Source organism: Pseudomonas sp. RT6P73 (assembly GCF_054897715.1).
In genome coordinates this window covers 3844229-3868457 of record NZ_JBUBUV010000002.1, presented here as the reverse complement: position 1 = coordinate 3868457, position 24229 = coordinate 3844229, and the positions used below count along the sequence as shown (strand labels likewise).

Genomic DNA, 24229 nt, shown 5'->3' with positions numbered 1-24229 from the left:
ATCAGCGCCGAGTGGCCAGCAGGCCAATCAGAAAGCCGACGCCCGCTGCAATCCCGACCGATTGCCAAGGATTGGTCTGGACGTAATCTTCGGCAGCGGTAACGGCGGCCTGGCCGCGCTCGCGCAGGGAATCTTCGGTCAGCTTCAGGGTTTCGCGGGCACGCAGCAGGCTTTCGTGTATCTGACTGCGCAGCTCATCGGCCTGATCGCCAGCCAGGGTTTTGGTGTGTTCCAGCAACCGTTCGGTGTCGCTGACCAACGTCTGAAAATCGGTCATCAGGATTTCTTGAGCAGTCTTTGCTTTGATGCTGGCCATTGGTGATCTCCGTAAGTGGCTTCTGAAGCGTTCGAGTATGAGCCCTGTGTGAAGGTTCAGTACAAATGACTGGTACAACTTTTGCTACGTCATGGTGCATCAGCCCGCGCCGTTGCGCTGTTGCCGGGCATGATTTCAGGAAAACCCTGATTCAAACAATCATAACTCGCGTGAAGGTTTCGGCCTTTTGCGCCAAATCGGTTCATCGGGATCCACGCCTTGATCCTGGTGGGCCGCAACTTGGTGCAAAAACCGGCTGCGCGAACCGCTTTGGTGCTTTTTTAGCCTTCAGGTCTGCCAACTCCATGGAAAATATGCAAAGCGCTGTGGACAGTCTGGTCCATAGCTCCAATACGTTGTTCATCCTTATCGGTGCCGTCATGGTTCTGGCCATGCACGCCGGTTTCGCCTTCCTTGAGGTCGGTACGGTTCGACAAAAGAACCAGGTCAACGCCTTGTCGAAGATCCTCAGCGACTTCGCGATTTCGACCCTGGCCTACTTCTTTATAGGCTATTGGATTTCCTACGGGGTCACCTTCATGCAACCGGCGGCGGTGATCAGCGCCGATCACGGCTACGGGCTGGTAAAGTTTTTCTTTCTGCTGACCTTTGCTGCGGCGATTCCCGCGATCATTTCCGGAGGCATTGCTGAGCGCGCCAGGTTCGTTCCACAGTTGTGTGCGACGGCGCTGATCGTTGCGTTCATTTATCCGTTCTTTGAAGGCATGATCTGGAACGGCAATTTCGGGCTGCAGGCCTGGTTGCTGGAGCGTTTTGGCGCCAGCTTCCATGACTTCGCGGGCTCCGTCGTGGTGCACGCCATGGGCGGATGGCTGGCGCTCGCGGCGGTGTTGTTGCTCGGGCCAAGGCAAGGGCGCTATCGCGAAGGGCGACTGGTGGCGTTCGCACCATCGAGCATTCCCTTCCTGGCATTGGGGTCGTGGATCCTGATTGTCGGCTGGTTCGGCTTCAACGTCATGAGCGCACAGACGCTGCAAGGCGTTAGCGGACTGGTCGCGGTGAACTCGCTGATGGCCATGGTCGGCGGCACCGTGGCGGCGCTGATCGTCGGGCGCAATGACCCGGGGTTCCTGCATAACGGCCCACTGGCCGGGTTGGTGGCAATCTGCGCCGGTTCCGACCTGATGCACCCGGTGGGCGCGCTGATCACGGGTGTGATCGCCGGGACATTGTTTGTCTGGTGCTTCACCGCGGCTCAGGTCAAATGGCGCATCGACGATGTGCTGGGAGTCTGGCCGTTGCATGGCTTGTGCGGTGTCTGGGGTGGAATCGCCTGTGGCATCTTCGGCCAGAGCGCATTGGGTGGTTTGGGCGGGGTGAGCCTGATCAGCCAGGTGATCGGCACCTCGTTGGGGGTGATCGTGGCGCTGCTCGGCGGTTTTGTGGTGTATGGCGTGATCAAGGCGTTGCATGGTCTGCGCCTGAGCCAGGAAGAGGAGTTTTACGGCGCGGACTTGTCGGTGCACAAGATCGGCGCCGTGAGCCAGGACTGACTCACTTTTCTTCATCGTCGCTCCCGGGATAAAAACCGTGCAGCAGACGATAACGGTCATGCCGTATCTGGTCGGCCCGTTCCTGTACCTGATGCGCGGGTAAACCCAGCATGATCAGTGCGTGGGAGGCGAGCATCAGGCTCGACTCCAGCAGTTCGGGCACGACTTCGCTGGCGCCGGCCGCTTTCAACTCGGCCAGCTGGCTGTCGTCTCGCGTGCGCACCAGGATCGGAACAGTTGGGTTCAATCGGCGCGCCTCCTGGAGAATCAGTAGCGCGATGTCGGTCTGGTCGACGGCAATCACCAGCAGCCTGGCGCGCGCCAGGCCTACCGCCAGCAGCAGTTCACCGCGCCGCGAGTCGCCGTAGTGGACACAGGTTTCACCGACGGCGGCTTCCTGGACACGCACCGGATCGGTGTCCAGTGCAAGGTAAGGTTGCGTTGCATTGCTTAGTGCTCGGCCGATGGACTGCCCCACGCGACCGTAGCCACAGATCACGACGTGGTTGTGCAAATCGGCGTTGAGCGCGCTGATTTCTGCCAGTTTTGTTTCTTGGTTGGGGTTGCGATGCAGGCGGGTCGCAAGGTGGGGAGCGGCGCGCAGCAGCAACGGAGTGACCAGCATCGAGCAGAATGTCGCGGCCAGCAGAAGACCTCCGAAGTCGGCGGGCATCAGTTTGTTTTGCTGCATCAGCGCCATCAGCGCAAAGCAGAACTCGCCACCCTGAGCCAATGCCAGGCCGCTGCGCCAGGCGGTTTCGCCGTCGCTGCCGCGCCATTTGACCAGCAACGCGACCACTGTGCCTTTGATGAGCAGTAAGCCAAGCGTCAGGCCGAGGATCAGCAGGCCGTGGCTGGCAAACAGCTGCAAGTCGATTAGCATGCCGATGCAGACGAAAAACAACCCGAGCAGGATGTCGCGAAACGGGCGGATGTCTGCCTCGATCTGATGCCGATAGTGGCTTTCCCCCAGCAGCATGCCGGCGAGAAATGCACCCAGGGCAGGGGAGAGGCCAAGTAAGTGGGTCAGCCACGCTGTCAGCAAAACGATGACCAGCGCTAGCAGCACGAACAGCTCCGCGGAGCGGGCGGCAGCGACCTCGTGGAACAGGCGCGGCAGCAACCAGCGACTGGCCATTAGCAGACCGACGAACAGAACCACGGTCTTGCCCAACGTGATCGGCAATGCCCAATACCAGACCTGATCGCTGTTGCCAGCGAACACCGGCACCAGGGTCAACAGCAACACCGCCACCACATCCTGGAACAGCAGCACGGCGATGGCGTTCTGACCGTGGCTGCTGAAAATCTCGCCGAGGCTGCCCAGCTCTTTGCTGACAATGGCGGTGGAAGACAGCGACAGGCCGGCTCCGAGTAACAACGCAGGCGTCGTCGACATGCCAAACAGGATCAGTAACGCCCCCATCAATAGCCCGGACAACAACACTTGCAGGCTGCCAAGTCCAAACACCACCCGTCGCAGTGCGATCATTTTCGACAGGGAAAACTCCAGCCCCAAGGAGAACAGCAGGAACACCACCCCCAGCTCGGCAAGGTCTGGTAACTCTTCGCTTTCATTCACCCAGTTGAACGCAGTCGGCCCGATCATCAGCCCTACGCACAGATAGCCCAGCACCGGTGGCAAACGCAGGCGCTGGAACAGTGCAATCACCACCAGGGAGGAGGCGAGGATGATCAAGAGGTTGGCGAACACTAAAAACTCCGGTGATGGGGCTGGCTACTCAAGCGTAGAGGCAAAATAGCCGCGAGCATCGCGTAAATGAGATTGCGCATGAATGATTTGAGTCAGGGGTTTACCGAAATCTTTTGAGATCGGCCGCTGTCCAAACGACTGGGACGCTGGCTCGACTGCGGTTGCTGGCGGGCCTAGAATGAGCGCCTAACTTGTCTGGTGTTGTTGTCATGCCTCCTGAATGTCAGCTTTTCGGCACCATTGGTTGCCATCTCTGTGAAGTCGCTGAAGCCATGCTGATAGAGTTTGTCGAGCACGGTTTGTTGGTTGAACTCGTCGATATTGCGGAAAACGAAGACTGGGTTGAAGACTACGGTTTACGTATTCCGGTACTGAAGCGTATTGATAACGGCGCAGAACTTGATTGGCCATTCAACGCAGATGAGGTTGTAGCGTTCTTGCGCTGATTCCCGATGCTGTTGGCATCACTCCCGCCCGTCGAGGTCCACGCTGATGCATTGGCGAAAGGCAGATTATTGAGTTACTGTATGTCCGTACAGTTATTCTGATCGCCTGCCGTGCTTTCCCTGTTTCGGGTTTGGGCAAGCGATCCTGGAAGTCAGAGGGATGAGCCTTGGTCAATGTCGAACAATTGAAGAACAGTGTGAACCGGATGTCCGCGGATGTGGTGCGCGAGGCTGTCCTCGAATTGCGTCTGGATGGTTTGGTCCTGGAAGGAAAAACACCCTTCAACAAACTGCACTTCAATACCTGTTTTGCCGAAATCGAAGCGTTGTTCCAGCGCGCGGGTTATCACCGGCAGCTGGATGTCGTGGGTTATCAGGGGTTGCTGTATGCGCTTTATGATCCTGGTCGCTGGGAAGCGGTCGATGTGTTGCGCTGGCTCAAGGAGTACACCGAGGCGGCGGCGCGCACGCAGATACCGGCGTGAGGATTCTCTTCTAGGTTCGTTCCGCCCGCTGTTGGATAATGCTGCCCTGCATTGAGGGTCAGAGCGTTCGTATGTCCACTTCATCTTTTTCTGCTGCACACAACCAGGCCAGCACGCTCTACTTACCGCCAGGTCCGTGGCAGACCGTGCTCGATTGCCTGTGCGAACACTTCAGCGCTATCGGTCGTGAACAATGGCTGGACAGAATTGCTCGAGGTCGTGTGCTTGATGGGCACGGTCAACCGATTGCTCTTGATCTGCGTTACAAGGAAGGCCTGCGGATTCATTACTTCCGTGAGGTGCCGGACGAAAAACCGATCCCGGTGGTCGAGTCGATCCTGTACGCCGACGAACACCTGGTGGTGGCGGACAAGCCGCATTTTCTGCCAGTGACGCCTGCTGGCGAATACGTGGAGCAGACGTTGTTGCGACGGCTGATCCGTCGACTGGATAACCCGCATCTGGTGCCTTTGCATCGCATTGACCGGCATACGGCGGGACTGGTGTTGTTTTCAGCGAACCCTGAGAGTCGCTCGGCCTACCAGTCATTATTTCCTACACGGAATATCGAAAAACGCTACGAAGCGATCGCCCGTGCATTGCCTGAGCTGACTTTTCCATTGGTTCATAAAAGTCGGCTGGTCGATGGCGAGCCGTTCTTTCGCATGCAGGAAGGTCCGGGCGTCAGCAACACCGAGACGGCAGTCGAGGTTCGTGAGAAGAAAGGCGATCTCTGGCGTTATGGACTTTACCCGGTGACCGGCAAAAAACATCAGTTGCGGGTGCACATGACCGCTTTGGGCGCCAGTATCTGCAACGATCCGTTCTACCCGCAGGTGCTCAAGGATATCGAGGATGACTATGCCAATCCGCTGAAGCTGCTGGCTCAGGGGCTGCGGTTTGTCGACCCGGTCACCGGCCAGCAACGTGAATTCGAGAGCACCATCACCCTGCAATGGTGATCACAGTGCTCCAGGCACGAAAAAGCCCGCATAAAGCGGGCTTTTCTGTATCCGGTTGAAGCCGCAAAGATTACAACTCTTTAACGGTACGAACCTGATCCTTGTTGATGCGGGTTTGTTTGCCATCCAGCTGTTCGAACTCGTAAAAACCCGAATCTTCATCGTATTTTGGCGCGTCGACGGCCTGGATTTCGCGACCGTCATTCAAGGTGATCACTGTAGGTGATGCGCAACCGGCGAGGGTCGCGAGGCCCAGTGCGAGCATGAAAGTGGCGAGGGTCCGTTGAGTCATGAGTGTGTCTCCGAATATGAATTCTTTTGGTAACTGAGCTTGAGACGTATACAACGCGCGCAAGTTCCTTCTCGTGTCAGTCTGACACAGTGTTGTGTGCACTTAACAGCTCTGGCGTGTTGAGGTTGGCCAGGCGAGGGTCGTTGTCAGGGCATTGCAGGGCGGTAGCGCCCATTCTGCGCATGAGGCGGCCCGGGCTGCGTTCACCGTCGTTCCAGGCGCTTTCGAACTCTGCCGAAAGTGCCGCGGGGATAATGCACAGCAACGGTTCCCAGTGTTCGTTATGGCGCAGCATCAGCGGTTTGTCCGGATGCTGGCGGGCGGTGTCGCGCATGCTGTGGAGCAAGGCCGCATCGATGCGCGGGACGTCGCATGGCAACACCAGCAGAAAGGGATGGCGGGCGGCTTTGAGGCCAGCGCGAATACCGGCCATGGGTCCCGGGAAGTCGCCCTCGTCGTCATGGACCAATTGGTCGGCGTAAGGCGCGTATTTTTCCAGGTTCCTGTTGCAGGAAATGATCAGGTCGTCGCTCAAGGCGCGGGTCTTGCGATGCAGATGCGCAATCAGCGGCTCGCCATGCCATTCCAGCAAACCCTTGTCCTGGCCGCCCATGCGTTGGCCTCGGCCACCTGCCAGGAGCAAAATGGAGCAGGGCGGCAAATGTGTATTCGAGGTCATGGCAAGTCTCCATGGGGGCGGCGAAAAAACGGGGCGCTGTGATATAACACCGGGCTGTTTATCCTACAACTGGACGAGCCTATGAAAGCCAAGGCTGATGTACCTTTCGCGCCGCTCAACATCGCGGTGTTGACGGTTAGTGATACCCGCACCCTGGAAACCGATACGTCAGGACAGGTCTTCGTCGACCGCTTGAGTGCCGCCGGTCATTACCTGGCCGCTCGGGTTCTGCTTAAAGATGACCTCTACAAAATTCGCGCGCAAGTCGCCACCTGGATTGCCGATGATGTCGTGCAGGTGGTGTTGATCACCGGCGGAACCGGGTTCACGGGGCGCGACAGCACACCGGAGGCGGTGAGTTGCCTGCTGGACAAGCAGGTCGACGGTTTTGGCGAGCTGTTCCGGCAGATTTCGGTCGCGGACATCGGCACTTCGACTGTTCAGTCCCGGGCTCTGGCGGGTTTGGCCAATGGCACGCTGGTCTGCTGTTTGCCGGGATCGACCAACGCTGTGCGCACCGGCTGGGACGGCATCCTCGCCGAACAGCTGGATTCCCGGCATCGCCCCTGCAATTTCGTCGCTCACCTGAAACAGGCCGAACCCTGTGAATCCCGTGGGTAAGCCTGGCAAAACCGGCAGACTGATGGCGGTCGAGGTGGCATTGGCGCGTTTGCTGGAAATGGCTGAGGCATCAAGGATACGTGAGCGTGAGCGCTTGCCGTTGGCACAGGTTCAAGGTCGCATACTGGCCGATGACCTGGTCTCGACACTTGATCTGCCGCCCTGGCCGAACAGTGCCATGGATGGCTATGCCTTGCGCATCGCTGACTGGACCGGAAAACCGTTGGTGGTCAGTCAGAAGATTTTCGCCGGCCAGGCCCCCGAACCGTTGAAGCCTGGTACTTGCGCCCGGATCTTTACCGGCGCGCCGGTGCCGGCGGGTGCTGATTGCGTCGAAATGCAGGAGAACGCCGAGGTCCAGGCGGATGAGAGTGTCCGTTTTGTCGAGACGATGACCAAGGGCCAAAACATCCGGCCACAAGGCCAGGAAACCACCGTTGGTGAGCTTGTTTTGCCGGCTGGCACGCGCCTTGGACCTATCGAGCAAGGCCTGGCCGCGTCGCTGGGATGTGCTGAGCTGGACGTGGTGCGCAAGGTGCGTGTGGCGGTCCTGTCTACCGGGGATGAATTGATAGAGCCGGGCCAGCCCCTTGGGCCGGGGCAGATTTACAACAGTAATCGCGTGCTGCTGTGCAGTTGGTTGCAGCGCTTGGGCTGTGAAGTGATCGATGCCGGAATTCTTCCAGATGATTTAGCCACCACTCGTGCGCGTCTTGGCGAGTTGAAGGATGTCGACCTGATCCTCTCTACCGGCGGTGTGTCTGTGGGGGAAGCCGATTTTCTGGGGATTGCCTTGCGCGAAGAGGGTGAGTTGACCCTGTGGAAACTCGCCATCAAACCAGGCAAGCCGCTGACGTTCGGGCATTTTCGCGGCGTGCCTGTGATTGGTTTGCCCGGCAACCCTGCGTCAACGCTGGTTACATTTGCCCTGTTGGCGAGGCCCTATCTCTTGCGTCGCCAAGGCGTGAACGAAGTAGAGCCGTTGAAGTTTCAGGTGCCGGCAGGGTTCGACTGGCCCAAGGCTGGCAGTCGCCGAGAGTATTTGCGTGGGCGTCTGGAGAATGGTCGGGCAATCATCTACAAAAACCAGAGCTCTGGGGTGCTTCGCAGTGCCGCCTGGGCTGATGGTCTGGTTGAAGTGCTTGAAGACCGCACGTTTATAGACGGCGATTACGTGAACTTCATTCCGCTGAGCGAAGTCCTGGGCTGATCCCGGCCACAGTCTTGCCACGCAAGCCCGGTTGATCGCTCCGGACTTGCGTGCATGGCGAGCGTTTAACGCGCCAGAAGTGACACGACCTGATCGAAGCGGCTGTTGGCGACCCAGCCCAGCAGCCCCAGGACAACGGCTGTTCCACCCGCAGAATAGGCCAACCTGTGCTTGATGGATTTCACATCACCACGGACCTCTTCCATGTCTCTTCTGATGTATTTGAGGTGTGTCTCGAGTTCAATGACGCGAGGTTCCATATCAACTCCTCCGGTAGGCTTTGCGATGTTATTGTATTCAGCCTGATGAGTGGCGCGACTTTCTGGCAATGGTGCGACCTGACTGATGGGTAACCTGATGTCATGACTTTGCATGGACTAAAACGCTCCTTGCCTTAAAGCCCTTTGGCTGGCCGACACTATTGTTGATTGCGCTTTGTGCGGCCCTTGAAGAGGGTCTACTCATTGCTTGCACATCCCTGTGTATTTAATGTTGATGACTGATACCGCGGACACCAAGGTGTACCAATCGCCAAGGTTGGTCAATTGAGCCGATTCCTCACATCTTGTAAGAAAATATCCCCCCCTGTAGGACCGCAAGGCTGCGCGCGTCAAAAAAATTCAATTCCTTTCGACTTTTATAGGGGTTGGTGAGGTCAACATCTTCCATACGGATTCCAAACATGGGAGCGACAAAAATGAGTGAGCGCAAGGCGCTGTTGATTCTGCATGGCAAGCAGGCACTCAACGAGGAGGTCCGAGCGGCTGTCGACGTCAAGCGCCAGCAGGGCTGGGAGTTGGCGGTCCGACTGACCTGGGAGGCGGGGGACGCGCAGCGGCTGGTGGAGGAAGCGCTGAATGCAGGCTATACGCACCTGATTGCCGGCGGCGGTGATGGCACTTTGCGTGATATCGCCGAAGCCATGGCAGCGCATTCGACGCAAGCCAGTCTGGTGCTGATGCCGCTGGGCACCGCCAACGATTTTGCGCGCGCCGCCGGTGTGCCCTTGGAACCCGATCTGGCGCTGGACCTTCTGGAGGCGGCCCCGCACGCGATCGATCTGGGGGAGGTGGGCGGGCAGGTCTTCCTGAACATGGCCACCGGCGGTTTTGGTAGCCAGGTCACGGCAAATACGTCGGAAGACTTGAAAAAAGTCCTCGGGGGTGCCGCTTATCTGTTCACCGGGTTATCGCGCTTCAGCGAGTTGCATGCCGCCTACGGCGAGTTGCAGGGACCGGACTTTCATTGGAGCGGTGAGCTATTGGCGTTGGGGATCGGCAATGGCCGGCAGGCTGGCGGCGGTCATGTGCTGTGCCCGGAGGCGCTGGCTGACGATGGTTTGCTGGATATCAGCATTTTGCCTGCGCCGCAGGAGTTGGTCGGTACGTTGAAAACGCTGCTGGCCGATGGCTTCGGCATCGACAACATGTTTGTGCGAGCTCGCCTGCCATGGGTCGAGATCAAGGTCGCGGAAGGTCTCTACATCAATCTGGATGGCGAACCTATTGAGGGCGAGAGCCTGCGATTCTCGGCGCGTCCAGCGGCATTGCGCGTGCATTTGCCGGAGAACTCGCCGCTGCTGAGTGCTTCGAATACGGCTAGTCGTCCAGGCTGATGATTTGCTCGCGCACTGCAAACAGTACCAGGCCGGCCACGTCATAGATCTGCAAGCGCTTCATGATCTGCGAGCGGTGGGTTTCAACGGTTTTGATACTGAGGCCCAGGCCATTGGCAATTTCCCGGGTGGATTTGCCACGAACAATCAGTCGCAGGATTTCCAGCTGACGGGCCGTCAGGTTGTGCGAGTCCGGCGGCTCGGGCCGATGTTTCTGGTTGCGGATAAGCGCCTGGTTGATAACCGTGTGGGCAATGGCCGGGCTCAGGTAGCGTTCGTTATTGCGCAAGGCATCCAGGGCATGTTCCAGCTCGGTGGCCGTGGTGTCCTTGAGCAAATAGCCATGAGCACCGGACTCGAGCGCCTGCATGATGAGGGCGGGGTCGGTGTGCATCGACAGGATCAGCACCTTGCTTTGCGGGCGTACCTGCTTGAGTCGTTGCAAGGCTTCAAGGCCGCCGGTCTCCTTCATGGAGATATCCAGCAGAACAATGTCCGGGGACAGCTTCTCGACCATTTCGAGTAACTGCGAGCCGTCATTGGCCTCACCAATAACCGCGTAGCCAGGAATATCCAGCACCAGAGCGCGCACGCCTGCCCTGATAAGCGAGTGGTCATCCACCAGAAGTAAGTTACAAGTCAATGCATAACCTTATTCGTACTGGCCCGTTCGAGCGCACGGGGCGCCCAGGGAAAGAGTGCTTCGATTTGAGTGCCTTTGCCCGACTCGCTGGTCACCGCCAGGGTACCGCCCAGTTGATCGATTCGTTCCACCATCCCGGCCATCCCGCGCTGTCCTTCTCGACCTGGATCTGCTGCTGGCGCGAATCCCTGGCCATCGTCGCTGATCAACAGTGACAGTCCCTGGGGCATGCGTTGCAGGCGGATCAACAGGTTTTTCGCGTCGGCGTGACGTAGGATATTGGTCACCGCTTCCTGGGTGATCCGGAAGGCGGCCACCGCCATTTCCTCTGGTATGCCGGTCAAGCGTTGATGACATTCCAGGCTCCAGTGTACCGAGGTATTGGCCAGGGTCTTGAGCAGATGCGCACGCAGACTGGCTTCCAGCCCGAGACTGGCCAACTGCCTGGGATTGAGAATGGCTGAAACATCACGAACCTTGGCCAGGGTTTCGTCCAGTGTGTCGCAGAGCACCGAGTACTGCCCCTGCATGTCTTCAGGCATCCGGCGTTTGAGCCATTCACTTTGAAGTTTTGCAGCGGTCAGCAACTGGCCGATGTCGTCATGCAGTTCTCGGCTGAGCCGGTGGCGTTCGTTTTCCTGTACTTCCAGCAGGCGGTCGGCCAACTCTTGCGGCTGAAACTTTATCGACTTGCGCGAGAGTAAATGTTGAACCCAGACGCAGACGAGCGCGGCAGTATTGAGTACAAGCAGGCTCGCGGGCAGTGGAACAGCCAGGCTGAAGGCCAGCAGGCTGCCAAGTGCCGAGCTGGTGCACAGCAAAAGCGTGAACCGCCGCGCGTTTTTTTGGGAGGGTGGCCAAAGGGTGATTGACTTGAGACTGGCGTACATAGCGGATGGAGCCAATGAATGTTCGCTGCGGGCAGACCGGCCATCGTGGTTGACGGGTCTCTGTCTGAAAATCTGTAGTGACTCGTCTCAAGCAGTGCCGTCCAGGATTGAAACTGCAGCCTTTAACTTATGGGCTGCTCTCATCTGAAGTCACTTTGCCATTAATTGGCGTCAACTAATGGTCGGCATAATACCACTTAAGATACCGTCGGTCGCGTTTGCTATATATGTCCATTCGGTCAGGAATTAAAGTTCTGGACGATAGTTCCACAATGGAAAAGTTTTACGGAGGCGGGATTGTTGTTTGTATCGAACTGTCGTTGAGAGGTATGAAATATTCAATTGCGACATGTGCTCACTCAAGTTAATGAGCGGCAGCATGGCAATAAGACTACGCAACAGGGATTTGTTATCTGGCGAATTAAGCCTGTCGCTCCGAATAGCTAACGAGCGTAAACGGTTTGGAGTTAACCGGTAACTGAAAATGGCTTTGCCCGACCTGAATCGCAAAGGCTTCGATCAGTGAAGTCTGTTCACTGTCATCCAGGCTGAGTTGGCCAGTGGTTTGATCGATGAGTTCGAGTTGCCAGGCCATCAGCGTGAAGCAGTCCTTCAGCGCACCCAAGGCCTCGTCGTGCAGGTCCATGTGGCTTTGGGCGTGGTTCAGCAAGCCATGGATGTGCAGAGAAAATTCGGATACCGCTTCCAATGCCAGAGCGTCGGCCTTGCTGGCCAATTTGAGGAGGCTGCTGAGCATGCAATCGATTGCGTCCTTGTCATTGCTGATCAACTGCAGATGGCTCAGGCACTCCTCCGATTTGGTCAGGAGTGTTTCAGCCTCGACGAGAAACTCCGGAAAGCGCTGAGCCCACTGTTTAGGGTCGTTCGGCATGCTTATCTCCACAACGTCATGTCAAATGAGGGGATGTCGTGTGTGTCGACGAGAATGTCCAACGTCCCGACGCTGCCGTGCCGGCATGAGATCGCGCTCCGGCAGGCCGGGGCGCAGGCTGGGGAACTCGAGAGGGTGGATGGCCACTTACCTGCGATCGCACACAAAAGCCTGACTCCGTTCATGCAATGAGAATGGCGTCACATTAATGGCTATTGGATATTGCGAATATCAGGTTGGGCCTGATTGTTACTAGGGGAATCCCTTACACAGGGGAACCTAACGTGCAAACCGAGGTCGCGCCGCAGGGGATGAAGCAGATGAAATCACGGCGCCAGTAAAGCATGATGTTAATGTGACATCAATGCCCGATCGTGGCATTTTGTCTCAGGGTCAAGGTCTGGCAGAAACAGCCGATAACCCTCTTTAGTGAATTCATCAGTACAAGCCCAGGAGTCATTAATGGCCGGCATTCTCGACACGGTAGACCAACGCACGCAACTGGTGGGTGAGAATCGCCTGGAAATTCTCATGTTCCGGTTGGCCGGTCGGCAATTGTTCGCGATCAACGTCTTTAAAGTGCAGGAAGTGTTGCAACTGCCGAAGCTGACCCTGATGCCCCAGCGCCATCCGTTTGTCTGCGGCGTGGTCAACCTGCGTGGCCAGACGTTGCCGGTGATCGACCTGTCCCAGGCCATCGGCATGCGTCCGCTGGTGCCGAGCCCTACCAGTACGATCATCGTCACGGAGTACAACCGTTCGGTGCAGGCGTTCCTGGTCGGCGGCGTGGACCGCATCGTCAACATGAACTGGGAAGCCATTCTGCCGCCGCCTACCAGCGCCGGCCGCCAGCATTACCTGACCGCCATCAGCAAGGTCGACGATCAGTTGGTGGAAATCATCGACGTCGAAAAAGTCCTGGCCGAAATCGTGCCGTACAACGCTAAGGTCTCGCGCGAGAAACTCGACGACCCGGTGCTGGAACGCGCTCGCGGTCGTGAAGTGCTGCTGGTGGACGACTCCAACGTAGCCTTGTCGCAATTGCGCGACACCCTGGGCCAGTTGGGCGTGAAGATGCACATCGCCAGCGACGGCTTGAAAGCGCTGAACATGCTCAAGGCCTGGGCCGATACGGGCGTGTCGATGACCGACAAGCTGCTGATGGTCTTCACCGACGCGGAAATGCCGGAAATGGACGGCTATCGCCTGACCACCGAAATCCGCAACGACCCGCGCCTGCGTGGCCTTTACGTGGTGCTGCACACTTCGCTGTCGGGCAGCTTCAACGACTCGATGGTCAAGAAGGTCGGCTGCGACAACTTCCTCTCCAAGTTCCAGCCGGACAAACTCGTCGACGTGGTGCGCCAGCGCCTGATGCTCGATGAAGTGCCTGCCTGATTTTGCCCTGAGCAATCAACCTGTGGGAGCGAGCTTACTCGCGATGGCGATGTCGCGTTCAGCACTAATGTTGACTGTTCCGTCGCTATCGCGAGCAAGCTCGCTCCCACAGGTTTTTTCAACCTTTGATTCGGCGATCAAGCTCGTATAGGGTGGCTTTTTTTGCCCACCAGAGAGCTGGCCATGTTGCGTTTGAGCGCGCTTTACCGTTATCCGTTGAAATCCGGCAAGGGCGAGACCCTTCAACAGGTCGGCCTCGACAAGCTGGGGCTGGACGGTGATCGACGCTGGATGCTCGTGGACGAGGCCAGCGGGCGCTTCCTGACCCAGCGCGCAGTGGGGCAGATGAGTCAGTTGTCGGCGCTGTGGAATGCCGACGGTGGCTTGACCCTCAGTGCTCCCGGGCGCTCAGCGATTGAAATTGCCTTGCCGGCCAGCGACGCCGAGCTGCGGGGCGTGACGATCTTCAAAGACAGTCTGCGCGTGCCCGATGCCGGCGATGAGGCCGGTGCCTGGGTCAGTGAGTTCATTGGAAAGCCGACGCGATTGGTGCAAATTCCTTTGGATCGCGCGCGCACCACGCAGGCGGGCTACGGCAGGGACGACGATCAGGTGGCCTTCGCCGATGGCTTCCCGCTGTTGCTGATCGGGCAGGCGTCCCTGGAAGACTTGTCGCAAAAGGTCGGGCGCTCGCTGGAAATGCTGCGCTTCCGACCGAATCTGGTGATCGAGGGCAGCGAGGCGTATGCCGAAGACAGTTGGAAGCGTATCCGCATTGGCGATGTCGAGTTCCGCGTGGTCAAGTCCTGCTCGCGCTGCATCTTGACCACCATCGACCCGCAAACCGGTGAGCGCAGCATTGATCGCGAACCGCTGGCCACGTTGCAGAAATACCGTTCCGAGGCCGACGGCGCGATGTTCGGGCAGAACCTGGTCAACGACAGCAACGGCCAACTTGAAGTCGGTATGCCGGTGACGATCCTGGAATAAACAGACTGAATGAAAAAAGCCCGCGTCCAAAAAGGACGCGGGCAATTTTTTTGTCGCTGTGAAAACCCGGGGGTTTAGCCGCGGTATTCGCACAGGTAAGCGGTGTCGACGGCCACTTTCAACTGGAACTTGCTGTTGGCAGGCACGTTGAACTGGCTGCCGGCGTCGAAGGTTTCCCAGTCGCTGCTGTCAGGCAGTTTGACGGTCAGGGCGCCGGTCACCACGTGCATGATTTCGCGCTGGCTGGTGCCGAATTCGTATTCGCCCGGAGCCATGACGCCAATGGTCGCAGGACCTTCAGCGGTGCCAAAGGCGATCGACTTGACGGTGCCGTCGAAGTACTCGTTGACTTTAAACATGGGCGATTCCTCGAAAAGGGCTAAAAAGGGCCGGCCAGTATGCACAAGGCCTCGAATGCCGTCACCTCTCCTGGGGGAAAACCTGTGGCAACAAACGCGCCGTATTGCGCGCGTCCTCCAGTGCCCGATGCTGTTGGCCATTGAACTGCATGCCCACCAGTTGCAGGGCCCCATTGAGTCCCAGCGGGCGCTCCAGGCGTAGGGCCTTGGCAAAGCGCTGTTTGAGATTCATGTGAGGTACGCTACCCAGAACGCTGACCAGTTTTAGTCGCTGCCATTCCTGAAGCAGTTGCTTGCGATCGTAATCACCCCAACTGGCCCAGCCCTCCAAAACCGATTGATGGCGCCCGAGCCATTGCTCGAAGGACGGCCAGACCTCGCTCAGCGTCTGCGCTGCATCGACGTTAGCCTGAGTGATGTGCGTCAGTTCCCGGCAAAACGGCGTCAGCAGCGGCCGCACCAATGGCCGTACGAAGCATTGGAAACAATCCACTTCGCATCCTTTTCGGTCCACCAAGGTGGCACCGATTTCGATGATTTCCATTTCCGTTACTGGCCAGCCACCGTCATCGGTGGTGGCTTCCAGATCGATCACCAGCCAGTGAGGCATCGCAGGGTTCCTGGTATCCGCGTCCTGATAGGGCTTGAGCGTAGCCAAAGCCGACGGATCCGCCTAGCGGCTTATTCGACCTCCAACAAAATCTGACGATTTTTCACCTGATCGCCGACCCGGACCTGCAAGCGTTTGAGCACCCCGTCGATGCCTGATTTGAGCGGGTGTTCCATTTTCATCGCTTCGAGCACCACCAGCAGCTGGCCCTTGCTGACCGGGCTGCCCTCGCTGACCAGCACGTCGACGATCGCCCCGTCCATGGGCGCCTTGAGCGTGCCGGAGCTGACGCTGGCCTGGCTGCTGACCAACGCTTGGGTGCGATCGACAAGACGCAGGCTGCCGGGGCGGGTGAACAGCCAGAGTCGCCCGGCCGTGAGGCGGTAGGCATGGCGTTGGCGGATGCCGTCGATCATCAGTGTTGCCCAATGGCCGTCGCACTGGATGACCTTCAATTCGAGGGTTCGGTCGCCGACTTGCAAGCGGTAAGGCGCGTCAGGCACTGCGTTCAATTCCACCCGCCAGTCCTGATCCTCCAGGCCGATTCGATAGTGCAGGGGCACGCTGGCGTTGTTTCGCCACCCGGCCAGCGGGGCGTGATGAGCTTGCGCCGAAGCGTGATAGAACAGCGCAGCAGCGATGGCCAGTTCTTGTGCGCTCGGTACCGACGGATGCAGGCAAGGATGGTCGGCGAAACAGCTCGGGATGAACCCGGTGCTGAATTCTCCGCTGATGAACTGCGGGTGTTGCAGCAGGCTGGCGAGCAAGCGCTGATTGCTTTGCACGCCTAGCAACACGCTGTCCTGCACCGCCCGCAGCAGTTTGCGCCGGGCTTCTTCACGGGTCGCGCCATGGGCGATGATTTTGCCCAGCAGCGGATCGTAGAACGGACTGATGTTCTGACCTTCAATCAAGCCATGATCGATTCGCACACCGTCTTGCAACGCAAGTTCCCACGCCTCGATTCGACCGGTTTGCGGCAAAAAGCCCTTAGCCGGATCTTCGGCGTACAAACGCACTTCCATGGCATGCCCGTTGAGCTGCACCTCTTCCTGTTTTAAAGGCAGCGGCAGGCCCTCGGCGACGTGCAGTTGCCAAGCCACCAGATCGAGACCGGTGATCAGTTCTGTTACCGGGTGTTCCACTTGCAGGCGGGTGTTCATCTCCAGGAAGTAGAACTGCCCGCGTGCATCCAGCAGGAATTCCACGGTGCCGGCGCCCACGTAATTCACCGCGCGCCCGGCCTTGAGCGCCGCTTCACCCATGGCCTGACGCAACTCGGTGGTCATCACCGGGCAGGGCGCTTCTTCGATGACTTTCTGGTGGCGGCGCTGGATCGAACAGTCGCGTTCGCCGAGGTAGATCAGGTTGCCGTGCTGGTCGCCAAACACCTGGACCTCGACATGGCGCGGATCGATCAGCGCTTGTTCGAGGATCAGCTCGTCGCTGCCAAACCCGTGCAGGGCTTCGGAGCGCGCGGTTCGCAGCTGTTCCAGCAAATCGCCAGCGCTGTGCACCAGGCGCATGCCGCGTCCGCCACCGCCGGCGCTGGCCTTGATCATCAGCGGGTAGCCGATGCGCTCGGCTTCGCGGCTCAGGGTCGCATCGTCCTGTTCGGCACCCTGATAGCCTTTGATGCACGGCACGCCGGCCGCGAGCATGGCGAGTTTCGACAGCCGTTTGCTGCCCATCAACTCGATCGCTTCGGGGCTCGGACCGATGAAGGTGATGCCGGCGTGTTGGCAGGCGAGGGCGAATTCGGCGTTTTCCGAAAGGAAACCGTAGCCGGGGTGAATCGCGTCGGCACCGCTGCGACCGGCAGCGTCGATGATTGCCGGGATGTTCAGGTAGGACTGCTGCACCGGGGCTGGGCCGATGTTGACGCCTTCATCGGCCATTTGTACGTGCAGGGCATCGGCGTCGGCATCGCTGAACACGGCAACGGTGCGGTAGCCCAGGGCGTGGGCAGTGCGCTGGATGCGGCAGGCGATTTCACCGCGGTTGGCGATCAGGATTTTGCTGAGTCCGGGCATGGGTTGTTCCCTTGGTTTTGCGGTGAATGTGATGGCCTCTTCGCGGGCAAGCCTCGCTCCTACAGGGGTTGATGGTGCCTTTGTAGGAGCGAGGCTTGCCCGCGAAGCTTTTTAAGAGGCCCACCCGGGTTTACGTTTTTGCACGAAAGCCATCGTCCCCTCGACCCCTTCAGCCCCGGTCACCGCTTCGCTGAACCACTCGGCCGCTTCATCCAGCAACGCGTCCGACGGTTGTCCCGCACTCGCCAGCAACAGTTTTTTGGTCGTGGCATTCGCCCCCGGCGCGCAGCACAACACATGGGCGAGGATTTCATCGAGGCGCTCGGCCAAGGCTTGCGCGTCATGCTCGACAAAATGCACCAACCCCATGCGCCGCGCCTGGGTGCCATCGAAACGCGCCGCCGTCAGTGCCAGCCGGCGCGCCTGGGTCAAGCCGATGCGCTGGACCACGAACGGCGCGATCTGCGCGGGCAGCAGACCGAGACTGGTCTCCGGCAGACCGAACTGCGCCAGGTGATCAGCCAGGGCAACATCGCTGACGCACGCCAGCCCCAATCCACCGCCGAGTACCGCGCCTTGCAGCACCGTGATCACCACTTGCGGCGCGTGTTGCACCTCTTGCAGCAGCGCGCCGAACGCTCGGTTCAAGTCGCGATAGGCCTGCGAACCTTGAGGCCGGGCATTGGCCATGTCCTTGATGTCGCCGCCGGCACAAAAATGCCCACCGGCACCACCGATCACCAGTGCACGAATCTCTCGATCATCACGCACCGCGGCCAGCACCGCTCGCAGTTCGGCGACCATCTGCAAGCTCATGGCGTTGCGACTTTCCGGGCGATTAAGGGTGATGTGCAGCACGCCGTTATGCGGTTCCAGCAACAAGGTTTGGCAAACCGGCAGGGCGCTCATTTCTTTTTCCCCGGCAGGATGCCCATGAGTTTGCAGATGATCCCCAGCATGATTTCGTCTGCCCCGCCGCCGATTGATACCAGCCGCACGTCACGGTAGGCGCGGGCCACCGGGTTGTCCCACATGAAGCCCATGCCGCCCCAATATTGCAGGCAGCTGTCGCTGACTTCGCGGCCCAGCCGCCCGGCCTTGAGTTTGGCCATCGACGCCAGGCGCGTGACATCCTGGCCTTTGATGTATTGCTCGGTGGCCTGATAGACCAACGCCCGCAAGCATTCGATTTCGGTTTGCAGTTCGGCCAGGCGAAAGTGAATGACCTGGTTGTCGATCAGCGCGTTGCCGAAGGTTTTGCGCTCCTTGCAGTACTCGATGGTGCTGTCGACGCAGTATTCCAGGCCCTTGATCATGTTCGCCGCGCCGAACAAACGTTCTTCCTGGAATTGCAGCATCTGCATCATGAAGCCCGCACCTTCATGGCCGATGCGGTTACGTTGCGGCACGCGCACGTTGTCGAAAAACACTTGGGCGGTTTCCGAACTGCGCATGCCGAGCTTGTCCAGGTGCGAACTGAGGCTGATGCCCGGGGTGTTCATCGGCACCATGATCAGCGACTTGTTGATGTGCGGTTTGTCGTCCGACGTGTTGGCCAGCAGGCAGATGAAGTCGGCGCTTGGCGAGTTGGTGATCCACATTTTGCTGCCGTTGATCACGTAGTCATCGCCGTCCTTGCGCGCGGTGGTTTTCAACCCGGCCACGTCGGAACCTGCACTGACTTCGGAGACGCCGATGCAGCCGACCTGTTCGCCGGTAATCGCCGGGCGCAGGAATTCTTCGCGCAGTTCATCAGAGCCGAAGCGGGCGAGGGCAGGCGTGCACATGTCGGTCTGCACGCCGATGGACATCGGGATTCCGCCGCAGTGAATCGTGCCGAACTCTTCGGCGGCGACGATTGAATAGCTGTAGTCCAGGCCCATGCCGCCAAACTGTTCCGGTTTGGAAATCCCCAGCAAGCCGAGGTCACCGGCCTTGCGAAAGATCTCGTGAATCGGGAAGCGCCCGGCTTTCTCCCATTCCTCGACATGAGGATTGATCTCGTGATCGACGAATTGCCGGACCGTGCGACGCAGTGCTTCGTGTTCCTGGGTGAAGATCATTTTTATTGTTCTCCTGACGAACCCGATCGTTCCCACGCTCTGCGTGGTAACGCCTCTTTGGACGCTCTGCGTCCGCTTTTGGGACGCGGAGCGTCCCGGGCTGCATTCCCACGCAGAGCGTGGGAACGATCAATTAAAATCTCGCGACGCCAAAACTGTTGGTTTGCAACGGCCGCACGTCGGCCTCGTGACAGATGTCCAGCAAGTAGCCGAGCAAGGTCCGGGTATCCCGGGGGTCGATGAGCCCGTCGTCCCACAGGTTGGCGCTGCCATACAGCGCTGTGGACTGGCTGTCGAGTTTCTGCGCCGTGACTTGTTCCAGCATGTCGAGCATCTTCGGGTCAGGCACCAGGCCGTCCTTGAGCTGCTTGGCCTCGGTGACGATTCGCAGCACTTTGCCGGCCTGAGCGCCGCCCATGACGGCGGTGCGGCTGTTGGGCCAGGCGAAGATGAAACGCGGGTCGAGACCACGGCCACACATCGCGTAGTTGCCGGCGCCATAGGAGCCGCCGACGACGATGGTCAGCTTCGGCACCCGGGCGTTGGCCACCGCTTGAATCATCTTCGCACCGTGTTTGATCACGCCTTGCTGTTCCGATTCGGTGCCGACCATGAACCCGGTGGTGTTGTGGAAAAACAGCAGCGGCGTCCGGCTCTGGTCGCACAGCTGAATGAATTGCGCCGCCTTGCTCGCCCCCTTGGGCGTGATCGGGCCGTTGTTGCCGATGAATCCGCAGGCGCGGCCCTGAATCTGTAAATGGCCGCAAATGGTCTGCTGATCGAACTCGCCCTTGAATTCGAGGAAGCTTGAACCGTCGGCAATCCGCGCGATGATTTCGCGCACGTCGTAGGGCTTTTTCGGATCGTCCGGGATCAGTCCCAGCAGCTCATCGACAGGGTGAAGGGGTTCTTTCCACTGCCGTTCGGGCAACCATTGCAACTGCTCGTTCCATGACAACAGGCTGACAATCTCGCGCACCTGACGCACGCCATCGGCATCGTTCTCGGCCAGGTATTCAGCGGTGCCGGCGATTTGCGCGTGCATCTCGGCACCGCCAAGTTCTTCGTCAGTCGCCACCTCTCCGGTCGCGGCTTTCAGTAACGGCGGGCCGGCCAGAAACAGCTTCGCCTTGCCGCGCACCACCACCACGTAATCCGAGAGCCCCGGTTGATAAGCGCCACCCGCCGTGGCCGAGCCGTGGACCACGGTGATCTGCGGCAACCCCATGGCTGACATCCGCGCCTGATTGGCAAAGCTGCGCGCGCCTTCGACGAAAATCTCTGCCGCGTAATTGAGGTTGGCGCCGCCGCTCTCGGCGAGGGTGATCACCGGCAGTTTGTTCTCCATGGCGATCTGTTGCAGGCGCAGGGACTTTTTCAGGCCGCTGGGGGAAATGGTCCCGCCCTTGATCGCGCTGTTATTCGCCACCACCAACACCCGCACGCCGGACACGTAGCCGATCCCGGCGATCAAGCCGCCACCGGCCGAGCTGCCGTCCTTGTCGTCGTGCAATTTGTAGCCGGCCAGGCTCGCCAGTTCGAGGAACGGCGCGCCAGGGTCGAGCAGCAGATTGAGGCGTTCACGGGGTAGCAACTGGCCGCGCTTATCGAATTTTGGCTTGGCTTCGGCCGCTTTGTTCAGCAGGTTTTGTTCGAGCTGGCGGACCTGCTCGATGCCGACCAGCATTGCCCTGCGGTTCTGGGCGAACTGTTCGCTGAACGGGTCAACTTGGGACTGGATCACCGGCATGGCTTATTCCTTGTCCTTGAGTACGTCGGGCAAATACGCTCGATGGAAGCCGTTGTACGACTCACTGTTCTGCGCCTTGTGAATCGGCCAGGCCCGACCGCCAAGGCTCGCCGCACCGTCGATGCGCAGCGTGCTGCCGCTGACGAACCCCGCCGCCGGGCTGAGCAGGAAAACAATTGCCGCGCTGACTTCGGATTCGGTGCCGATACGCTTGAGCGGCACGTGTTCGCGCAAGGTCGGAATCACCGCTTTGAACGCACCTTCGTAGGTGTCCATGCCGCTCGATGCCACCCACCCCGGCGCCACCGCGTTGACCCGCACCCCGGCATAACCCCATTCGAAGGCAGCGGTTTTCGTGAGGTTATCCATGCCCGAACGCGCCGCGCCCGAGTGGCCCATGCCGGGCATGCCGCCCCACATGTCGGCGAGCATGTTGACGATGGCGCCGCCGTGTTTGCTCATCGACTGATTGAACACTTCCCGGGCCATCAGGAAACCGCCCACCAGGTTGGTGCGCATCACGGTTTCGAAACCCTTCTGATTGATCGAAGCCAGGGGCGAGGGGTATTGCCCGCCGGCATTATTGACCAACCCGTGAATCGGGCCGTACTTGCGAATCAACTCGCTGACCAGATGCCTGACCGCTTCCTCTTCACGAATATCGCAGGTGGCCCAATCCGCCTTGCCGCCGTCTTCGGCAATCTCGACGGCGACGCTTTTCAACTTGTCAGCCTTACGTCCGACCAGCAGCACATGGGCACCGAGCGCCGCCAGCTCATGGGCGGTGCAGCGGCCGATGCCGCTGCCGCCACCGGTGACGATGATGTTTTGGCCTGCAAACAGATCGGCTTTGAAAATCGAATCGTACGCCATGGCGACAGTCCTCTAATTGACCTGGTCGGCGATGCGCTGGGGCACCGGAATCTGGATGTCCAGCAACTGCTGGGCGAAGGCTTTGCCTTGCGGATCGATTCGCAGGCTGGCCACGCCACCGCCGCCGAGGGCGTTTTCCAGGAGAAAATTGAAGCTGTGAGTGCCGGGCAAATACCAACGCTCGACACGTCCGTGGACCGGGTCGAGGACGTGGCTCATCCAGTCGACCATCACCTCGGGCGTCAGGGCTTCGGCGATCCATGGCAAGTATTCGGGCTCACGGGCCATGACGCCGATGTTGCTGTGATTACCCTTGTCGCCGGAGCGGGCCACGGCGAGTTTGATCAGGGCCACGCTGGCATCGGCGCGGCCTGTGGGTTGCGGTGGGTCGAACGGGACGGGCAAGTCATCCGGGTCGAGCACATCGACAGCGGGCAGGGCGCACGGATGGCGCTGGCCCTGTAGATCAATTTCCAGCGTGCAGGCGCTTTTGTCGATGAGGAACGAGAACAGCCGGATCAGCGGATACACCGTCGGCCGTCCGCCGACTATCCCGGTCAGCCCCGGCGCCATGCCGGTGGCGGCCTGGGCGATCTCCCGGGAAAACACGATCAATGCCTGTTTGCTCGGATGACGCACCGCGAGTTTGATCACCACTTCCCGGCTGTCCTGGCGCTGGCCGTGGGGGCCGTAGGTGGCTTCGCTGCCGAGCAGTTCGATGTTCACTTCGCTGTAGGGCGCCCAGCCGCGCTGGCTGAAGATGTCCGAGGTTTTGTTGATGATGGCCTCGCTGACCCGACGCGCCTTGTCGACCGCATCGATCCCTGCGATCAGGCAACTGGCCGTGCAGCGGAAACCGTCCGGATAGGTGGCGCTGACCTTGTATTGGTCGGTTGGCGGCAAGCCTTTTGCGCCATGTACCTGAACCGCGTTTTTACCCTGTTGCACGAGTTTGACCTGGGTGAAATCGCAGACCACGTCTGGCAGCAGGTAGGCCTGTGGATTGCCGATTTCATAGAGCATTTGTTCGCCGACCGTCAGTGGCGTGACCAGGCCGCCGGAACCCTCGGGTTTGCTGACGATGAACTGGCTGTCGGCGCTGACTTCGACGATGGGGAAACCAATGTGTTCGTAATCGGGCACGTCGCGCCAATCGGTGAAATTGCCGCCGGTGCACTGGGCGCCACATTCGATGATGTGCCCCGCCAATGCGGCCTGCGCCAGTTTGTCGTAGTCATGCCACCGCCAGCCAAATTCATGCACCAGCGCGGCACTCACCACCGCGCTGTCGACCACGCGGCCGGTAATGACGATGTCGGCTCCCAATCGAAGGGCTTCGACAATGCCCGGTGCGCCGAGGTAGGCATTGGTCGAGACGCACATCGGTGGCAAGGGTGCGCCACTGAACATTTCGTGGAGGCCGTGGCTGCTCAACTGTTTGAATTGCGGTTGCAAGTCGTCGCCCAGCAGCACGGCGATCTTCAGCGCCACCCCGGCCTTGTCGCAGGCGGCTTGCAGGGCGGCGGCGCAGGCCTGTGGGTTGACCCCGCCGGCGTTGCTGATGACGCGGATTTTTTGTTCGGCGAGTTGCCCCAGCAATGGGCTGAGGACTTCGATGAAGTCGCCCGCATAACCCGCCTGCGGATCTTTCATCCGTGCGCCGGCCATGATCGACAGGGTGATTTCGGCCAAATAGTCGAAGACCAGATAGTCCAGACGCCCACCGTCCACCAGTTGCGCGGCGGCGGTCGAGGTGTCGCCCCAGAACGCGCTGGCGCATCCGATGCGAATTGTTTTAGGCGCAGCCAATTCCATAACCACCTCCGACAGAAGTGCATCGAGACTACCAAGCAAGCGCTTGGTTTGTAAACGGC

Annotated in this window: 25 protein-coding genes; 9 read left to right on the top strand and 16 right to left on the bottom strand. The window is 59.4% G+C overall.

Translation table 11 applies throughout. The features are described from left to right. Nucleotide 1: 1 nt before the first annotated feature. Entirely contained in the window at nt 2-316 is a 315-nt protein-coding gene (locus tag ACYZT6_RS18110) for an ElaB/YgaM/YqjD family protein (protein WP_462028070.1), read from the bottom strand. 305 nt (nt 317-621) lie between these two features. On the opposite strand from ACYZT6_RS18110, the gene ACYZT6_RS18105 reads away from it, so the two are divergent. Further along, nucleotides 622-1830, top strand: coding sequence for an ammonium transporter (locus tag ACYZT6_RS18105; RefSeq protein ID WP_462028069.1), 1209 nt, complete (start codon nt 622-624; stop codon nt 1828-1830). A gap of 1 nt (nt 1831) precedes the next feature. On the opposite strand, the gene ACYZT6_RS18100 is transcribed toward ACYZT6_RS18105, so the two are convergent. After that, nucleotides 1832-3544, bottom strand: coding sequence for a cation:proton antiporter (locus ACYZT6_RS18100; RefSeq protein WP_462028068.1), 1713 nt, complete (start codon nt 3542-3544; stop codon nt 1832-1834). 209 nt (nt 3545-3753) lie between these two features. Between ACYZT6_RS18100 and ACYZT6_RS18095 the strand changes: the two genes are divergently transcribed. From ACYZT6_RS18095 to ACYZT6_RS18085, 3 genes are all read left to right on the top strand, one after another. After that, entirely contained in the window at nt 3754-3990 is a 237-nt protein-coding gene (locus ACYZT6_RS18095) for a glutaredoxin family protein (protein WP_462029975.1), read from the top strand. Between the two features lie 167 nt (nt 3991-4157). Continuing rightward, the gene (locus ACYZT6_RS18090) at nt 4158-4475 is read left to right on the top strand and encodes a transcriptional regulator (protein WP_462028067.1); all 318 of its coding nucleotides are present in this window, start codon (nt 4158-4160) and stop codon (nt 4473-4475) included. A gap of 71 nt (nt 4476-4546) precedes the next feature. Next, the gene (locus ACYZT6_RS18085; protein ID WP_462028066.1) at nt 4547-5437 is read left to right on the top strand and encodes a pseudouridine synthase; all 891 of its coding nucleotides are present in this window, start codon (nt 4547-4549) and stop codon (nt 5435-5437) included. 70 nt (nt 5438-5507) lie between these two features. On the opposite strand, the gene ACYZT6_RS18080 is transcribed toward ACYZT6_RS18085, so the two are convergent. Then, nucleotides 5508-5729 carry a YgdI/YgdR family lipoprotein gene (locus tag ACYZT6_RS18080; RefSeq protein WP_462028065.1) on the bottom strand — a complete coding sequence of 74 codons (222 nt, stop codon included), beginning with the start codon at nt 5727-5729 and terminating at the stop codon, nt 5508-5510. Nucleotides 5730-5805: 76 nt separating this feature from the next. Then, on the bottom strand, nt 5806-6408 hold the full coding sequence (mobA, locus tag ACYZT6_RS18075; protein WP_462028064.1) for a molybdenum cofactor guanylyltransferase MobA: 603 nt from the start codon (nt 6406-6408) through the stop codon (nt 5806-5808). A gap of 81 nt (nt 6409-6489) precedes the next feature. On the opposite strand from mobA, the gene moaB reads away from it, so the two are divergent. Both moaB and ACYZT6_RS18065 read left to right on the top strand, forming a co-directional pair. Then, nucleotides 6490-7029, top strand: a complete 540-nt coding sequence (gene moaB / locus ACYZT6_RS18070; protein ID WP_462028063.1) for a molybdenum cofactor biosynthesis protein B — start codon at nt 6490-6492, stop codon at nt 7027-7029. Then, nucleotides 7013-8239 carry a molybdopterin molybdotransferase MoeA gene (locus ACYZT6_RS18065; protein ID WP_462028062.1) on the top strand — a complete coding sequence of 409 codons (1227 nt, stop codon included), beginning with the start codon at nt 7013-7015 and terminating at the stop codon, nt 8237-8239. Before moaB ends, ACYZT6_RS18065 begins: the two co-directional genes overlap by 17 nt. A gap of 65 nt (nt 8240-8304) precedes the next feature. Here ACYZT6_RS18065 and ACYZT6_RS18060 read toward each other — a convergent pair whose 3' ends face one another. Next, entirely contained in the window at nt 8305-8613 is a 309-nt protein-coding gene (locus ACYZT6_RS18060) for a hypothetical protein (protein WP_462028061.1), read from the bottom strand. 323 nt (nt 8614-8936) lie between these two features. Here ACYZT6_RS18060 and yegS point away from each other — a divergent pair, with 323 nt between their 5' ends. Continuing rightward, a complete protein-coding gene (gene yegS / locus ACYZT6_RS18055) occupies nt 8937-9854 on the top strand; it encodes a lipid kinase YegS (protein ID WP_462028060.1) in 918 nt (305 codons plus the stop codon). Here yegS and ACYZT6_RS18050 read toward each other — a convergent pair. The 3 genes from ACYZT6_RS18050 to ACYZT6_RS18040 all read right to left on the bottom strand — a co-directional run bounded on the left by ACYZT6_RS18050 (nt 9838) and on the right by ACYZT6_RS18040 (nt 12279). Then, nucleotides 9838-10497, bottom strand: a complete 660-nt coding sequence (locus ACYZT6_RS18050) for a response regulator transcription factor (protein WP_462028059.1) — start codon at nt 10495-10497, stop codon at nt 9838-9840. The two genes, yegS and ACYZT6_RS18050, sit on opposite strands and share 17 nt — an antisense overlap. Continuing rightward, nucleotides 10494-11387 (bottom strand): sensor histidine kinase, encoded by an 894-nt coding sequence (locus tag ACYZT6_RS18045; RefSeq protein ID WP_462029974.1) that lies wholly within the window; start codon nt 11385-11387, stop codon nt 10494-10496. The genes ACYZT6_RS18050 and ACYZT6_RS18045 overlap by 4 nt, the downstream gene beginning before the upstream one ends. A 421-nt stretch (nt 11388-11808) precedes the next feature. Beyond that, nucleotides 11809-12279: a hypothetical protein gene (locus ACYZT6_RS18040; protein WP_462028058.1), complete on the bottom strand. Its 471-nt coding sequence runs from the start codon at nt 12277-12279 to the stop codon at nt 11809-11811. Between the two features lie 462 nt (nt 12280-12741). Here ACYZT6_RS18040 and ACYZT6_RS18035 point away from each other — a divergent pair, with 462 nt between their 5' ends. Both ACYZT6_RS18035 and ACYZT6_RS18030 read left to right on the top strand, forming a co-directional pair. Next, nucleotides 12742-13677 carry a chemotaxis protein CheV gene (locus ACYZT6_RS18035; RefSeq protein ID WP_131060074.1) on the top strand — a complete coding sequence of 312 codons (936 nt, stop codon included), beginning with the start codon at nt 12742-12744 and terminating at the stop codon, nt 13675-13677. A 183-nt stretch (nt 13678-13860) separates the two neighbouring features. Then, on the top strand, nt 13861-14667 hold the full coding sequence (locus ACYZT6_RS18030; RefSeq protein ID WP_462028057.1) for an MOSC domain-containing protein: 807 nt from the start codon (nt 13861-13863) through the stop codon (nt 14665-14667). A 74-nt stretch (nt 14668-14741) separates the two neighbouring features. Here the strand turns inward: ACYZT6_RS18030 and ppnP are convergent, their stop codons facing one another. The 8 genes from ppnP to ACYZT6_RS17990 all read right to left on the bottom strand — a co-directional run bounded on the left by ppnP (nt 14742) and on the right by ACYZT6_RS17990 (nt 24170). After that, nucleotides 14742-15026, bottom strand: coding sequence for a pyrimidine/purine nucleoside phosphorylase (gene ppnP / locus ACYZT6_RS18025; RefSeq protein ID WP_462028056.1), 285 nt, complete (start codon nt 15024-15026; stop codon nt 14742-14744). A 61-nt stretch (nt 15027-15087) separates the two neighbouring features. Continuing rightward, nucleotides 15088-15636, bottom strand: a complete 549-nt coding sequence (locus ACYZT6_RS18020) for a 3'-5' exonuclease (protein ID WP_403103940.1) — start codon at nt 15634-15636, stop codon at nt 15088-15090. A 71-nt stretch (nt 15637-15707) separates the two neighbouring features. Further along, nucleotides 15708-17669, bottom strand: coding sequence for an acetyl/propionyl/methylcrotonyl-CoA carboxylase subunit alpha (locus ACYZT6_RS18015; RefSeq protein ID WP_462028055.1), 1962 nt, complete (start codon nt 17667-17669; stop codon nt 15708-15710). A 111-nt stretch (nt 17670-17780) separates the two neighbouring features. Continuing rightward, on the bottom strand, nt 17781-18578 hold the full coding sequence (locus ACYZT6_RS18010; RefSeq protein ID WP_462028054.1) for an enoyl-CoA hydratase/isomerase family protein: 798 nt from the start codon (nt 18576-18578) through the stop codon (nt 17781-17783). Further along, the gene (gene atuD, locus ACYZT6_RS18005; RefSeq protein ID WP_462028053.1) at nt 18575-19732 is read right to left on the bottom strand and encodes a citronellyl-CoA dehydrogenase; all 1158 of its coding nucleotides are present in this window, start codon (nt 19730-19732) and stop codon (nt 18575-18577) included. The genes ACYZT6_RS18010 and atuD overlap by 4 nt, the downstream gene beginning before the upstream one ends. A 133-nt stretch (nt 19733-19865) precedes the next feature. Next, nucleotides 19866-21482, bottom strand: coding sequence for a geranyl-CoA carboxylase subunit beta (gene atuC, locus ACYZT6_RS18000; protein ID WP_462028052.1), 1617 nt, complete (start codon nt 21480-21482; stop codon nt 19866-19868). Between the two features lie 3 nt (nt 21483-21485). Next, a complete protein-coding gene (locus ACYZT6_RS17995; RefSeq protein WP_462028051.1) occupies nt 21486-22355 on the bottom strand; it encodes an SDR family oxidoreductase in 870 nt (289 codons plus the stop codon). A 12-nt stretch (nt 22356-22367) separates the two neighbouring features. Further along, nucleotides 22368-24170, bottom strand: a complete 1803-nt coding sequence (locus ACYZT6_RS17990) for an acyclic terpene utilization AtuA family protein (RefSeq protein ID WP_462028050.1) — start codon at nt 24168-24170, stop codon at nt 22368-22370. Between the last annotated feature and the right edge of the window lie 59 nt (nt 24171-24229).